The following is a 15,069-nucleotide window of genomic DNA, read 5'->3' as shown; positions in this document are numbered from 1 at the left end:
GCAGCATGGTCTGTGAAACAGTATAGAGACTCAACAGGCGAAAGGCTTTGCTTTTTGTCATTTATTCGCCGTTGTTAAGTGTTTCAGATAGCGTCAGCTTAATCGGTTCAACAGCGAAGGTGAGCCCCTTTTCACCGTTGTCTGCGACAACATAGCGGATAGCGCCATCAGTTTGTGCGTAATAACGTTTGTTCTTGCCATTGCTGAGGAGTTTAGTGAGTTTAGCCACGCTTTGCGGCTTTGAAAGCGAGGGCGTAAATGTGCGGATCAGCGCTGCCATATACTCTGTCGCTTTTGCCCGCGCCGCTTTTTGCTCAGGTCCTTGAATCGGCAACCACGTTATCTGGATAGACTTTATTTTCAACGTGCCGCGCTCTAGCGCAGAAGATGTGTAGAGATTTTCGTTAATTTTACTGGCAGCACGAATCAAGTTTACTTCATCAGCATTGGCGTCAATGGCACGGAACTCATTGATGAGCAATGTCGGGTTTTCAGCGTTGAATTTTTCCCGAAACTGCGTGATGTTCATGTCGAATGTTGGGGCGCCTGCTAATAAATAGGGAGCGGCTTGTAGCGTTGAGGGGGAATCTGAAGGCGGATCAGCCCAAACCACCGCGACGGGTAGTGTCAGTAAAGCCAGAGCTGCAACCAGATGTCTCATCGACAAATTCTCCTGTGAATTCTGCTTTCCGATTAAATCGGCATTCCGTTGGCTTGTCAAAACCCAGCATAGCCAGGGTACACTACGGCGCTAAACAATAAAATGGACCTTACCATGACCATACAGCAATGGCTGTTCTCTTTTAACGGACGTATAGGGCGCCGTGATTTCTGGATTTGGATTGGCGTTTGGTTAATTGCGCTGATCATACTCTTCACCCTCGCGGGTGCTGAAATCATGCCATATTCTACCGCCGGTTTCTTTTTATCGGGTTCGTTGATACCGACTGCCGCCGTGATTGTGAAACGTCTGCATGACCGAAATAAGAAAGGTTGGTGGGCACTGCTGTTTATTCCTGCGTGGCTGCTGCTTGCAGGTAATTGGGAAACTTTCGGTACGTTAGCGCAGTGGGGACTGGGTCGTTTTATCCCGACGCTTATTTTAGTGATGATTATTATGGACCTGGGCGCATTTGTTGGCACCCAGGGTGAAAACCGCTTTGGTAAAGACACTAGCGAAGTGAAGTACCGCTGATTTTACCAGTAGTGCTCAGCAGTCATATGCCCCGGCCGGCGGCGAAGATGTTTGGTCATCTGCCGGGTCTCTTTCAGCAACTGCTGCGTATCTCGCACCATTTGCGGATTGCCGCATAACATCACATGGCTGGTTTCGATATTCATCGGCAGACCAACCGCTGCTTCAAGTTCACCGCTTTCTATAAGTGCAGGCACACGCCCGGTTAATGACCCTGCAATAGATTCCCGGCTAACAACCGTCTGAATGCGTAATTTCCCTTCATATTGCTGCTGAAGTTTCTGCATCAACGGCAGATAACTCAAGTCCTGCGCATAGCGCACAGCATGCAGCAACACGATATTTTCGAAACGCTCGAGCCCTTTGCCTTCCTGTAAAATAGAAAGATACGGGCCGAGTGCTGTTCCCGTTGCCAGCATCCACAATGTCTGACAATCCGGGATTTCATCTAGCACGAAGAATCCAGCCGCTTCGCTCACCAGCATAATTTCATCGCCAGGTTGCAGTGCGTGCAGGCGGGGACTGAGTTTGCCTTCAGGTACCGTCACCAGATAAAACTCAAGGTTGGGATCACTCGGCGAATTGACGTAGGAATAGGCGCGCTGAACGCGTTCGCCATCAATTTCCAACCCAAGTTTGGTAAATTGACCCGCAGTGAAAGGGGCGACAGGCGCATGAACTGTGAGACTAAAAAGAGCGTCAGTCCAGTTTTGAACCTGAACTACTTTACCTTTAACCCATTCCGCCATGATGTCCTCCTTATGTACCCGTTATACTTCAAATTTCAGGGGTGTTGGCTGCACTCACAAACCCCAGTCACTTACTCAAGTAAGCTCCTGGGGATTCGCTCCCTTGCCGCCTACCTGAAATTCGAATTATTTAGGGTAAATTTCAATTGCCCTATCTTCACCAGAAAAGTGAGAGATTTCCAGCCGGTTAAAGCTGGAAAGCTCAATCAGACAAACGACGGACTTACAGAATATGGGTCTGTACGTCCTGGTCTTTACGGTCGAGGTAGTGAATCGATTTGATGCGGCGAATGGTGCGAGATTTACCACGAATCAACAGCGTTTCAGTGGTCGCCATATTCCCTTTACGCGTGATCCCTTCCAGCAAATCGCCTTTGGTAATACCGGTGGCCGAGAAAATAACGTTGTCATTACGCGCCATATCATCGAGCTTCAATACCAGACCGGCTTCAATGCCCATTGCTGTACAACGAGCTATCTCTTGCTCACCGATTCGACGGTTTTCTTCGTTGTCACCTTTCACGTGGTGGCGAGCCAACAGGCGGCCGTGCATATCACCGTCCAGAGCGCGGATAACCGCTGCGGAAATAACGCCTTCAGGTGCGCCGCCAATACCGTACATCACATCGACTTCACTATCAGGCATGCAGGTCAAAATAGAAGCCGCAACATCACCATCAGGAATCGCAAATACGCGCACCCCGAGCTTTTGCATTTCAGCAATGACTTCATCGTGGCGAGGTTTAGCAAGAATGGTTACGGTGAGTTCGCTGAGCGGTTTATTGAGTGCTACGGCGACGTTATACAGGTTTTCAGCCAGCGGCAGATTCAGGTCGATGATTCCTTTAGCATCCGGGCCCACAATCAGCTTTTCCATATACATATCTGGAGCGTTCAGGAAGCTACCTTTATCACCCACGGCCAGTACTGCCAGCGCGTTTGCCTGACCCATGGCGGTCATGCGGGTGCCTTCGATTGGGTCAACGGCGATATCTACCGCGTCGCCAAGGCCAGTACCGACTTTTTCGCCAATGTAGAGCATGGGCGCTTCGTCGATTTCCCCTTCGCCAATCACAATCTGGCCATCAATATTGACCTGATTGAGCACGATACGCATCGCGTTAACAGCGGCACCATCCGCAATATTTTTATCGCCACGCCCTAACCATTTATAACCCGCCAGCGCTGCAGCTTCGGTTACACGGGAAAATTCAATCGCCAGTTCTCGTCTCATCGCACACTCATTTAGCAAGCCCAATTGCGACGGATTGTAGCACAGATTGATCCCCTCTCCTTTGAAGGAGAGGGGCAGGGTGAGGGGGAAATGAAGATTAGCTTTCTTCGTGATCTTCCCAGGCCAGTGCGCGTTTAACGGCCTTTTTCCAGCCAGCATAACGGACGTTGCGCTCGGTGGTTTCAATACCCGGACGGAACTCTTTCTCGATAACCGCTTTCTCGCTGACTTCATCCAGATTCTGCCAGAAGCCTACCGCCAGACCTGCCAGATAAGCAGCGCCTAACGCAGTCACTTCGCGCACTTCAGGGCGCTCTACGCGGGTACCCAAAATGTCCGCCTGGAATTGCATCAGGAAGTTATTCGCCACTGCACCGCCATCAACACGTAAAGCGTGCAAACGAATGTCTGCATCGGCCTGCATCGCTTCCAGCACATCACGTGTCTGGTAGGCGATGGATTCAAGCGTTGCGCGGATAATATGGTTGGCGTTCACGCCACGGGTCAGACCGAAGATAGCGCCACGGGCATACGGGTCCCAGTACGGCGCGCCCAGGCCGGTAAAGGCTGGAACGACATACACACCGTTGGTGTCTTTGACTTTAGTGGCAAAGTACTCAGAGTCTGTAGCATCGCTGATAAGTTTCATCTCATCGCGTAGCCACTGAATAGATGCGCCACCCATGAATACCGCACCTTCCAGCGCATAATTCACTTCGCCACGCGGGCCACAGGCAATAGTGGTCAGCAAACCGTGCGTGGATTTAACCGCCTGCGTGCCGGTGTTCATCAACATAAAGCAGCCGGTACCGTAGGTATTTTTCGCCATTCCTTCTTTGACGCACAGCTGGCCGAACAACGCAGCCTGCTGGTCACCGGCGATCCCGGCGATAGGAATACGTGTACCTCCTTTACCACCGATGTTGGTCTGTCCATACACTTCTGAGGATTTGCGTACTTCTGGCAGCATGGCACGTGGGATATCCAGCGCTTCCAGCATGCGGTCATCCCAGTCAAGTGTGTGGATATTAAACAGCATCGTACGCGAGGCGTTGGTGTAATCAGTAACGTGCACACGCCCCTGAGTCATTTTCCAGATAAGCCAGGTATCAACCGTGCCAAACAGCAGTTCGCCACGACGAGCACGCTCACGCGAGCCTTCCACGTGGTCGAGGATCCACTTCACTTTGGTGCCAGAGAAGTACGGGTCAACCACCAGGCCAGTCGTTGATTTGATGTATTCTTCCAGGCCATCGCGTTTCAGCTGTTCGCAGATTTCTGCGGTGCGGCGGCATTGCCAGACGATGGCATTGTAAATCGGCTTACCGGTTTCTTTTTCCCAGACAATTGCGGTTTCACGCTGGTTAGTGATGCCAATGGCGGCAATTTGGTCTGAGTTGATGTCTGCTTTCGCCAGGACTTCTACCAACGTGGAGCTTTGTGTTGCCCAAATTTCCATAGGGTCATGTTCTACCCATCCTGCTTTTGGATAGATTTGCTGAAATTCACGCTGTGAAACGCTGACGACGTTGGCATCGTGATCCAGGACGACGGCGCGAGAGCTGGTGGTACCTTGATCAAGTGCGACGATGTATTTTTTTTCGTGGGTCATAATTTTGTCCTGAAGTCAGTCTTACAAAGAAGCATTTTGCTGCGTGGAGTGGTTAGACTTCTCTTCCTCTTCCACACAAACATCACACGGTAAATGGCGACCAATAAGCTTACGGTAACCAAACGCACCTAACGCAGCGCCAACTATCGGGCCAAATACCGGTACCAGGAAGTAAGGGATATCACGACCTCCTGTAAAGGCAATGTCGCCCCAACCTGCAAGCCAGGCGAAAAGTTTCGGGCCAAAGTCACGCGCAGGGTTCATGGCAAATCCGGTCAAAGGTCCCATTGATGCGCCGATTACTGCGATCAACAAACCAATTAACAGTGGAGCTAACGGGCCACGAGGAACGCCGTTGCCATCGTCCGTCAGTGCCAGGATAACGGCCATCAAAATGGCGGTAATCACCATCTCTACTGCGAACGCCTGTAGAAAATTAATGTGTGGATTAGGGTAGGTTGAGAAAATCCCCGCCAAATCCAGACTTTCTACGCTGCCACGCACCATGTGATGCGTCTGCTCGTAATCAAGGAATAAATTGTAATACAGGCCATAAACCAAAGCTGCTGCGCAAAACGCACCTGCAACTTGCGACACAATAAATGGCACGACTTTGCGTTTATCAAAACAGGCAAACAACCATAATGCGATGGTCACAGCCGGATTAAGATGCGCGCCGGAAACCCCCGCGGTCATGTAGATAGCCATTGCCACCCCCAGACCCCAGATGACACTAATTTCCCATTGTCCAAAGCTGGCACCTGCCACTTTTAAGGCGGCTACACATCCTACACCGAAGAAAATCAACAACGCGGTACCCATGAACTCGGCGATGCACTGACCTTTCAAGGTTGATGGAGCTGTCTGACTCATAATAGGGTCCTGAAGGCAAAATTAATGATTATTGTTTGTTCGGGCATTCCCTGCCGCGCAGGTGCCATGTAGGCATAGTGTTAATTTATCGTTAACGAACATAAACGAGAAATATCGAGCTTTAAATTTGTGTGTTACGTCATAAAAATGAGCGATCTCGCGCCAACTTGTGCGCATTATCACCCAAAAAAGACAACGTAAACGCTCATAGAAGTCATCAGTGGGTTAACAAAGAGTGATTTTTGGGGGCCGCATCATTCGGCATATGCTGAAAAACGTTATGTTACGCAAAGAGCGCTTGAACTCGCTGGACACGGGTACTCACGCTACTTACAATCGAGACACGCCGCGTGGAGCGCATATATTCATAAGGTGTCTTCGGGGAATATCCGGGACGGGGATTTAAACATCCATCAACGCCTTGCAATTCAGGAGAGATTCTAAATGTCATTTGAAGTGTTTGAGAAACTGGAAGCAAAAGTACAGCAGGCGATTGATACCATCACCCTGCTACAAATGGAAATCGAAGAGCTGAAAGAGAACAACAACAATTTGTCTCAACAAGTTCAGCAGTCTCAGAGCAATCATGAAGAATTAGTACGCGAAAACAATTCTCTGAAAGAACAACAGCACGTTTGGCAGGATCGTCTGCATGCCCTGCTGGGTAAAATGGAAGAAGTGTAAGACCTGAGCTTCAAAAAGAACGGGCGCCCTGGGCGCCCGTTTTGTTATTCGATTTCGCTATTCTATATCGAGAGGATCTTCGGAAAGGATGATGCCCGTGTTATCGGCATATAAATGGTCACCGGAGAAGAACGTCACGCCGCCAAAATTAACGCGTACATCGCTTTCGCCAACACCAACACCTGCGGAACCCACAGGAATAGCAGCGATAGCCTGGATACCAATATCCAGTTCTTCCAGGTCATCAACCTGACGCACGGCACCGTATACCACAATGCCTTCCCACTCATTTTGCGTCGCCAGGCGAGCAAGCTCTGCATCAATCAAAGCACGGCGAACAGAGCCGCCGCCATCAATGACCAGAACACGGCCACGGCCATTTTGTTCGAGCAGATCATACAACAATCCGTTGTCCTCGAAACATTTCACCGTGATGATTTGCCCGCCAAAGGACGACCGCCCACCGAAATTGGAAAACAGCGGTTCAACGACGTTGACATCTTCCTGATAGATGTCGCAAAGCTCGGAAGTATCATATTTCATAGGATTAAGATTCTGTTGCTGCACGAGTTGTCAGTATATCGCTTAATGTTAACTGTTGGCAAAATCATCAATTGTTAATTGATATTTGTCAGCTAAATCGACACCGTACTTAGTACAACTCCTACTGCAAACAACAGGTTAGTGAGTAATGCCGCTTTTACCGTGCGTTCAAGCATCGGGCGCATAGCGACAGGCTCCTTCTCAAGCAAGACATAACGTGCCTGCTTAATCAGCAATGGCGCGGCCAGAACAAACAGCCATCCCCAAAGGCTTTGCAGCCAGAACAGATTAAATAGCGCAAGGCATGCCAGAGCGCCTAGTAACAGGCAGGCATGATAGCGACGAGCTAAAACAGGCCCGAGGCGCACAGCCAGCGTGTTTTTACCGTTTTCCCTGTCACTATCGATATCACGTAAATTGTTGATATTGAGCACTGCCGTTGCGAGTAATCCGCATGCTGTCGCGGGGAAAAAGACCAATGGCGCGAGGGTATGCGCTTGCAGATACCAGGTTCCTGCCACGCTCAACCAGCCAAAAAAGACCAGCACTGAAATATCGCCAAGCCCCATGTAACCATAGGGACGAGTGCCCACGGTGTAGGTAATAGCGGCGATGATAGCCAACAAGCCCAGGGCCAGGAAGCCAAGGAAATCTGCCAGCGTATGGCAAGCAACGGCGACTAAAGCAAGGCCAGACAAGCAAATCAACACCACGGTGATCATCAGCGCTTTCTTCATTTGCGCCTGAGTAATCACCCCTTTCTGCATTCCGCGTAGTGGGCCGATTCGGTCTTCTTTATCACTACCTTTAACCGCATCGCCGTAGTCATTCGCCAGATTCGAGAGGATTTGAAGGAGCCCCGCTGTCAGCAACGCCAGTAATGCAATGGCCGGATTAAACACGTCTTGCCAAAAAGCCAACGCGGAGCCACAGACGATAGAGGCAAATGCCAGGGGTAACGTGCGTGGACGCAAGCTTTCAAGCCAGGCCTGAGTTGTGCTTACAGAGTGCGATTCGCTCATAAGTCTCTCTGTTAGATATAAAAAATGGAGGGCATAAGCCCTCCATTTGAAATGAAGAAAATACGTTGAGCGGGATTATAGGATAAAACGGCTCAAGTCTTCATCTGCTACCAACTCATCCAGATGCTTACTGACATATTCACCGTCAATGAGAATGGATTGGCCACTCAGGTCGCTGGCATCATAAGAGATGTCTTCAACCAGACGTTCCAGCACCGTGTGCAGACGACGTGCGCCGATATTTTCGGTGGATTCGTTCACCTGCCATGCGGCTTCAGCGATACGGCGAATACCGTCTGGAGTGAAGTCGATAGTCACGCCTTCAGTGCCCATCAGCGCTTTATACTGCACGGTGATAGATGCATTTGGCTCGGTCAGAATACGTTCGAAATCTTCAACGGTCAGCGCCTGCAGTTCCACACGAATTGGCAGACGACCCTGTAATTCAGGGATCAGATCTGACGGGCTTGCCACCTGGAACGCACCGGATGCGATAAACAGAATGTGGTCAGTTTTGACCATACCGTGTTTGGTCGAAACGGTGCAGCCTTCAACCAGCGGCAGCAAGTCACGTTGAACGCCTTCACGGGAAACGTCCGGGCCGGAGCTGTTGCCGCCGCGTTTACAGATTTTGTCGATCTCATCGATAAACACGATACCGTGTTGCTCAACGGCATCAATCGCGTCTTGCTTCAGTTCTTCCGGGTTCACAAGCTTCGCGGCTTCTTCTTCAATCAGAAGTTTCATCGCATCTTTGATTTTCAGCTTGCGTGGCTTTTGCTTCTGGCCGCCCAGGTTCTGGAACATAGACTGCAACTGGCTGGTCATTTCTTCCATGCCTGGAGGAGCCATGATCTCAACGCCCATTGGCGCTGCAGCCAGATCGATTTCAATTTCTTTATCGTCTAACTGGCCTTCGCGCAATTTCTTACGGAATGACTGACGAGCTGCAGAAGGTTCTTGCGGTGCTTCAGCCTGGCCCCAGTTGTTTTTAGCCGGTGGGATCAGCGCGTCAAGAATACGTTCTTCTGCCATTTCTTCAGCGCGGAAGCGATTTTTCTCGATGGATTGCAGACGTACCATTTTCATCGCGGAATCAGTCAGATCGCGGATGATAGAATCCACTTCTTTACCCACATAACCGACTTCGGTGAATTTGGTTGCTTCAACTTTGATGAACGGGGCGTTTGCGAGTTTCGCCAGACGACGGGCGATTTCGGTTTTACCGACACCCGTTGGGCCGATCATCAAAATGTTTTTTGGGGTAACTTCATGGCGCAGCTCTTCATCAAGCTGCATACGGCGCCAGCGGTTACGTAGCGCAATCGCCACGGAACGCTTGGCATTGTCCTGGCCAATGATATGTTTGTTCAGTTCGCTGACAATTTCGCGTGGAGTCATTTCAGACATGGGGATTCCTTACGCCTTAGACGCTAATTCTTCAATAGTATGGAAATGGTTGGTGTAGATGCAGATATCACCGGCGATCCCCAGCGATTTCTCTACGATGTCACGAGCACCCAGTTCGGTGTTTTCAAGAAGCGCACGCGCTGCGGCCTGGGCGTAAGGGCCACCGGAACCAATAGCAATCAGGTCGTCTTCTGGTTGGATAACGTCACCATTACCAGTGATGATAAGGGAAGCATTTTCATCGGCGACGGCCAGCAGCGCTTCGAGTTTGCGCAGCATACGGTCGGTACGCCAGTCTTTTGCGAGTTCAACCGCCGCTTTCACCAGGTGACCCTGGTGCATTTCAAGCTTGCGCTCAAACAGTTCGAATAGGGTGAAGGCATCAGCGGTGCCGCCAGCAAAACCAGCAATCACTTTGTCGTTATACAAACGACGCACTTTTTTGACGTTGCCCTTCATCACGGTATTGCCAAGCGTGGCCTGACCATCACCACCGATTACGACATGGCCGTTGCGGCGTACACTTACTATTGTTGTCACGAGCAGACCCCTTATTGCATCAGCTAAAAAAGTACCCCGATATTATATCGGGGCTGAATGCAATTATAGATGGGGGGGATTTTGGGGGTTTCAACCCCCAGTGCCAAGACGAATACAGTTAGAGTGACCTGCCATCTTCAGACGGTTGATCGTCCCATCGGCATTCTCTTTGCCTTTGATTGGCCCAATCACGACGCGATTCCAGCCATTATTGGTGGTGATGCGCGAATCAAAACCTTCGAAAGCCAACTGAGCACGAACGGTTTCAGCCTGCTCGCTACCTTTAAATGAACCACACTGCACCATCCAGCGTTTTTCATCTTTCGGTTTATCCTGCGGAGCCGGAGCAGATTTTACAACGTCGATCGGCGCTGCCGGTTGAGTCGCTTTTGGTTGCGCCTGTTCGCGTGGTTGCGTCGTTGCCGTACGTTGCTGAGTATGCGGTGGAGTCTGCAACAAATCCTGGTACGGCTGCTGCGTTGTCACTGTTGCACGCGGTTGCTGCTGTACTGGACGTGGTTGCGTCGTTACTGGCTGCGATTGCTGTTGCACGGCTCTTGGTTGTGGCGCAACTTGTTGAGCGGTGAACTGCTGCTGTTGTACTTGCTGCTGCTGAATGGCTTTCTGGCGCTGTAATGTGTGTTGACGCTGTTCTGGCGTCTGCTCATTCCATGGCACTTCATTCAACTGCGTGGGCTGCTGGCGCATATCCGCCTGCATTTGCTCCAACAACTGGCGCTGCTCGCTGGTGAGCTGATCTTTATTCTGCACTTCGCCACCGGCAGTAGGCTCAGTAGGGCTACGCACTCCGGTCTGGCGATTCTCCAGCTCTTTGATATAACGCCAGCGTTCTTCTGGTTTAGGCGGCAGACCATTTCCTGTGACTTTATGGCCAGGCAGGGTTTCGCTTTCATCTTTCTTATGATGAGTAATAAAGTACAGAGCACCAATAAAGGTCACCAGAACGGCGGCCGCAATGGCGACCATTGTCGGCGAGACAGATGGTAGGCTGCGTTGCTTGCTGCGGGTGCTACTTTTCTTACGCCGCGTACCTGCCGATTGCCCGCGGCGTACATAATCTCGTTGTGCCACTATCGATTCGCTATATTTTTTACGTTTATCAGCCCGCCATGTTACTTAATGGACATCCCTTTGACCAGAATCCAGTGTCCTAAAGCGGTTCATTTTCTACTGCCTGGTGCGCTGGTGGAGCCTCGTTCAATGAGCTCACAGTCCAGCAAACGCGAACCACTACTCACGGCTTGCCCGTGAAGTTGATCCAATAGCAACAGCATAGCTTCTCGCCCGATATCGAAACGGGGTTGCGCTACCGTGGTGAGCGGTGGGTCACAGAACTGGGAAAGCGCGATGTCATCAAAGCCCATGATTGATAAATCTTCCGGCACGCGTAAGCCGCTGCGCTTGGCCTGGGATAGTGCTCCCAACGCCATTACATCGCTATGGCAGAACACCGCGGTCGGCGGATTTGGCAGTGCCAGTAAAGCCGATAACGCCGCTGCACCTGCTTCATAGGTGAAGTTTCCCCGCGCAATATAATGCGGATCGACAACGGTTCCTGCACGGCGCAATGCCTGCACGTACCCTTGCAAGCGGTAGTGACAAAGTGGCATCTCTTCAGGGCCCGCAATACAGGCAATTTTTTGATGGCCAAGCTGCTGCAGATAATAAACAGCGTTAAACGCGGCTGTCAGGTTATCAATATGAACCGTTGGCAGTTCCAGTTCCGGCGCAAATTCGTTTGCCATGACCATCGGCGGCAAATTGCGTTGCTCTTCAATGCTGGCATCGAAGGGAAGGCGCGAGCCAAGCAATAGCATCCCGTCAATCTGCTTGGTGATGATCAGATTGATGAAGGTTTTTTCTTGCTGGTTTTGATGAGCGCAATCACCAATTAACACCAAATAGCCTTGTTCCGCTGCCGTCACTTCGATACCGCGAATAATTTCGCTAAAGAAGGGATCGCAGATATCCGGGACAATAACCAGAATAGTGCGTGATTCATTACGCTTTGAATTTCGCCCCAATGAATGGGGTAAATAACCTACGGCTATTGCCGCTTGTTCCACACGATTACGAGTGCTTTGCGATACTTTGTCCGGGTTCATTAGTGCCCTGGACACTGTTGCGGTTGAGACTTTCGCCTTAACAGCAACATCTTTCATGGTTGCACTTGCAACCTGATTCTTCGGCTTCAACTTCTTCTCCTCGCGTGCACTCGACAGGTGCTGACAACGTCCCTGGTGTCTGACCATGTCCACATTCTTAGCAGAAATTGATGTTCGTTGGTTACAGTTATTTCATTAAAAGTGTGATGGTTGTTGAATTTCTAGATCCGCTTCGCATATCCACAGGAGTTTGTGCTACCCGTCTATCGGATCAACGTCCAGCGTCCACTTCACTTTGCGTGATTCCGGCAAGGTATTGATCAGTTTCAGTGAATGGCTAACCAGGCGTTGCAGACGTGCTCGTGAAGGATGTTGCAGCAGAATTTGCCAGCGGAAACGTCCGCCTCGTTTAGGCTGCAAACAAGGAACGGGCCCCATAATCCATAACTGCTCATCTCTTAACGGGCTGGATTCCAGCAGATTGCGCAATTGCTGCAAAAACAGTGGTGCTTGATGATTATTCTGATCTTCCGCGCGGAACATGATGTGGCTAGTAAACGGCGGTAAAAAGACCGTCTGGCGTTCTTTTAGAGCCTGGCCTGCGAAGTCGTCGTAACCTTTGGTGAGCAGTGTTTGTAATAAAGGGTGCTCAGGATGGTGCGTTTGCAGAAGGACTTCACCTTGCTTGCCTGCTCGTCCAGCACGCCCAGAAACCTGAATGTAGAGTTGGGCAAAGCGCTCTGCTGCACGGAAATCTGCGGAAAAAAGTGCGCCATCGACATCCAGCAACGCCACCAGAGTGACGTCAGGGAAGTGATGGCCTTTTGCTAACATCTGCGTACCAATCAAAATTCGCGCGCCACCCTGATGGACTTCCGCCAGCTGTTGCTCAAGCGCCCCTTTTCGGCTGGTGGTATCGCGGTCGATACGCGAAATCGGAACACCTGGGAATTCCGGTGCAAGGCTATGCTCAAGCTGTTCCGTCCCCATGCCGACCGGAACCAGATTGGTTGAACCACAGTGCGGGCATTGCTGCGGAACCGGCCTTTGGCTGTCGCAATGGTGACAGCGTAAATGGCGCTGGCCTTGATGATAGGTGTAGTAGTGATCGCAGCGAGGGCATTCCGCTATCCAACCGCACTCATGGCACAGCAGGGCGGGGGCAAATCCACGGCGATTAAGGAACAGGATCACCTGATTATCAGCCTTTAAATGCTGGCCAATTTTTTTGATAAGCGCAGGTGCCAGACCGGACTTCAACGGCTGTCCTTTTAAATCCACGACTTGCTGTGTAGCAGGGCGTGCATTACCGGCTCGCTTTGTCAGGCGTAACTGCCGATATTTTCCCAATTGAACGTTGTGCAGGGTTTCCAGGGCGGGCGTCGCGGAGCCAAGAATAATGGGGATGTCTTCCGCATGTGCACGGTAAACGGCTAAGTCGCGAGCGTGGTAACGCCAGCCTTCTTGCTGTTTATAGGAGCTATCGTGCTCTTCATCAATGACGATCACGCCGAGTCGACAGAATGGGGTAAACAGCGACGAGCGTGTGCCAATGACAATCGCGGCCTCGCCGCTGCGTGCTTTTAACCACACAGCAAGACGCTCACTGTCGTTAAGCCCGGAATGCAGGACTTCTACTGGCGCGTTAAAACGTTCGCGGAAACGGGCGATGGTTTGTGGCGTTAAACCAATTTCTGGCACTAACACCAATGCCTGCTTGCCTTGGGCCAGTACATTTTCCAGCACGCTGAGATACACCTCCGTTTTACCGGAGCCGGTAATGCCCGCCAAAAGCCAGACCGCAAAGTGATCGGCAGAGCTATGAATGGCACCGATTGCAGTGGCTTGCTCAGTGTTCAGGCGTAAGCGTTCGCCTTCGACGGAATAGCTATCGCGCCAGTCAGTCGTCGCTGGTGCAGCACTTTTCAGGTCGCACAAACCTTTGGCCCGCAGCGCTTGTAGCCCTGCTTCGCTGATTTCCAGCTCGCTGACCTGATGACGCCAGATGATATTTTGCCGAACCGCTGCCAGTGCCTGCTGCTGTTTGGGCGCGCGCTTGAGGCTGTTAAGGTCAACAGCTTTGCCTTCTTCGGTGGCAAACCAGTACCACAACGGCGCGTGGTGCGCGGGCTTGCCTTCACGCAGCAAACCAGGAAGCGCATGAAAAAGCACATCGCCAATGGGATGATGGTAATACTCGGAAGCCCATATCAGGACACGCCATAGCGAAGCTGGAAACAATGAGGTTCCATCCAGAACTTCAGCCACTGGCTTGAGCTCGTTAAGCGGCAATTCGCTGTGCTCGCTAACGGCTACGACAATCCCGACAGCCTGGCGTTTACCAAACGGCACCTTGACGCGGCAACCTGATGCCACCTGCATTCCAGCGGGAATGAGGTAGTCAAAAGTTCGGGCAAGGGGAACCGGCAAAGCGACGTGGGCTACAGGCATGAAAGCTTCCAGGCTGATAAAAATGACGATTTATTCTTCATCCTTCTCACTACCACTGTGTTGGCTGCCTTCACTCACACCTGTCACTTACTTAAGTAAGCTCCTGGTGATTCGTTCAGTTGCCGCCTTGCGGTAGCAAGAATGATTCGAACAAACAAATAGTGTACACTGTGTGTTCCAGAAAATGCGGATCAGTTTGCATCCATGTGCGGGGTTCTGTATGATTCGCCGCCTTTGATGCGCAGTTTTTGGTATCAAAAAACCTAATTTATCAACTTCGCGTGGTGTCTGGCGTTAGGGCTGGAAGAGCGACGCGGCCTTATACAGAGGTTTTCCATGAAAAAGAATATTCACCCGAACTACGCAGAAGTTACTGCAAACTGCTCATGCGGTAATGTTATCAAGATCCGTTCTACCGTGGGTCACGATCTGAACCTGGACGTTTGTGGCGAATGCCACCCGTTCTACACTGGCAAGCAGCGTGATGTTGCTACCGGTGGCCGCGTTGACCGCTTCAACAAGCGTTTCAGCGTTCCAGGCGCGAAGAAGTAATTCGCCGCACGGTAAGAGAAAGGCGCCTATAGGCGCCTTTTTTGTTACCCATCATCATTCGAGCCATAGGCGCGTTAG

15 protein-coding genes are annotated in these 15,069 nt (G+C 51.1%); 3 read left to right on the top strand and 12 right to left on the bottom strand.

What is annotated here, in order from left to right:
* Positions 1-61: 61 nt before the first annotated feature.
* The gene (locus tag OH773_RS21090; protein ID WP_270141641.1) at positions 62-661 is read right to left on the bottom strand and encodes a YiiQ family protein; all 600 of its coding nucleotides are present in this window, start codon (positions 659-661) and stop codon (positions 62-64) included.
* Positions 662-775: 114 nt separating this feature from the next.
* Here OH773_RS21090 and OH773_RS21085 point away from each other — a divergent pair, with 114 nt between their 5' ends.
* Complete coding sequence (locus tag OH773_RS21085; RefSeq protein ID WP_270141639.1) at positions 776-1,195, top strand: DUF805 domain-containing protein; 420 nt, start codon at positions 776-778, stop codon at positions 1,193-1,195.
* A 2-nt stretch (positions 1,196-1,197) separates the two neighbouring features.
* Here OH773_RS21085 and fpr read toward each other — a convergent pair whose 3' ends face one another.
* The 4 genes from fpr to OH773_RS21065 form a co-directional block, all read right to left on the bottom strand.
* Complete coding sequence (gene fpr / locus OH773_RS21080; protein WP_183272900.1) at positions 1,198-1,944, bottom strand: ferredoxin--NADP(+) reductase; 747 nt, start codon at positions 1,942-1,944, stop codon at positions 1,198-1,200.
* A gap of 223 nt (positions 1,945-2,167) precedes the next feature.
* Entirely contained in the window at positions 2,168-3,178 is a 1,011-nt protein-coding gene (gene glpX, locus OH773_RS21075; RefSeq protein WP_270141636.1) for a class II fructose-bisphosphatase, read from the bottom strand.
* A 97-nt stretch (positions 3,179-3,275) separates the two neighbouring features.
* Positions 3,276-4,790, bottom strand: a complete 1,515-nt coding sequence (gene glpK / locus OH773_RS21070) for a glycerol kinase GlpK (RefSeq protein ID WP_270141634.1) — start codon at positions 4,788-4,790, stop codon at positions 3,276-3,278.
* 21 nt (positions 4,791-4,811) lie between these two features.
* A complete protein-coding gene (locus OH773_RS21065) occupies positions 4,812-5,663 on the bottom strand; it encodes an MIP/aquaporin family protein (protein ID WP_270141632.1) in 852 nt (283 codons plus the stop codon).
* A 444-nt stretch (positions 5,664-6,107) separates the two neighbouring features.
* Here OH773_RS21065 and zapB point away from each other — a divergent pair, with 444 nt between their 5' ends.
* A complete protein-coding gene (gene zapB / locus OH773_RS21060; RefSeq protein ID WP_270141630.1) occupies positions 6,108-6,347 on the top strand; it encodes a septal ring assembly protein ZapB in 240 nt (79 codons plus the stop codon).
* Positions 6,348-6,404: 57 nt separating this feature from the next.
* On the opposite strand, the gene rraA is transcribed toward zapB, so the two are convergent.
* The 7 genes from rraA to priA form a co-directional block, all read right to left on the bottom strand.
* Positions 6,405-6,890 (bottom strand): ribonuclease E activity regulator RraA, encoded by a 486-nt coding sequence (rraA, locus tag OH773_RS21055; RefSeq protein WP_034500052.1) that lies wholly within the window; start codon positions 6,888-6,890, stop codon positions 6,405-6,407.
* 92 nt (positions 6,891-6,982) lie between these two features.
* Positions 6,983-7,912: a 1,4-dihydroxy-2-naphthoate polyprenyltransferase gene (menA, locus tag OH773_RS21050; RefSeq protein ID WP_270141626.1), complete on the bottom strand. Its 930-nt coding sequence runs from the start codon at positions 7,910-7,912 to the stop codon at positions 6,983-6,985.
* A gap of 75 nt (positions 7,913-7,987) precedes the next feature.
* Positions 7,988-9,322: an HslU--HslV peptidase ATPase subunit gene (gene hslU / locus OH773_RS21045; RefSeq protein ID WP_270141624.1), complete on the bottom strand. Its 1,335-nt coding sequence runs from the start codon at positions 9,320-9,322 to the stop codon at positions 7,988-7,990.
* A gap of 9 nt (positions 9,323-9,331) precedes the next feature.
* Positions 9,332-9,862, bottom strand: coding sequence for an ATP-dependent protease subunit HslV (hslV, locus tag OH773_RS21040; RefSeq protein ID WP_034461419.1), 531 nt, complete (start codon positions 9,860-9,862; stop codon positions 9,332-9,334).
* Between the two features lie 90 nt (positions 9,863-9,952).
* Positions 9,953-10,954, bottom strand: a complete 1,002-nt coding sequence (gene ftsN / locus OH773_RS21035) for a cell division protein FtsN (protein ID WP_270141621.1) — start codon at positions 10,952-10,954, stop codon at positions 9,953-9,955.
* Between the two features lie 89 nt (positions 10,955-11,043).
* Complete coding sequence (gene cytR, locus OH773_RS21030) at positions 11,044-12,078, bottom strand: DNA-binding transcriptional regulator CytR (protein WP_270141619.1); 1,035 nt, start codon at positions 12,076-12,078, stop codon at positions 11,044-11,046.
* Between the two features lie 165 nt (positions 12,079-12,243).
* Positions 12,244-14,439, bottom strand: a complete 2,196-nt coding sequence (priA, locus tag OH773_RS21025; RefSeq protein WP_270141616.1) for a primosomal protein N' — start codon at positions 14,437-14,439, stop codon at positions 12,244-12,246.
* Positions 14,440-14,775: 336 nt separating this feature from the next.
* Between priA and rpmE the strand changes: the two genes are divergently transcribed.
* Positions 14,776-14,991 (top strand): 50S ribosomal protein L31, encoded by a 216-nt coding sequence (gene rpmE / locus OH773_RS21020; RefSeq protein ID WP_034461415.1) that lies wholly within the window; start codon positions 14,776-14,778, stop codon positions 14,989-14,991.
* The last annotated feature ends 78 nt before the right edge of the window (positions 14,992-15,069 follow it).

This window comes from Buttiauxella sp. WJP83 (assembly GCF_027594725.1).
GTDB classification, from domain to species: domain Bacteria; phylum Pseudomonadota; class Gammaproteobacteria; order Enterobacterales; family Enterobacteriaceae; genus Buttiauxella; species Buttiauxella selenatireducens.
This window is presented reverse-complemented; position numbering and strand designations above follow the sequence as displayed.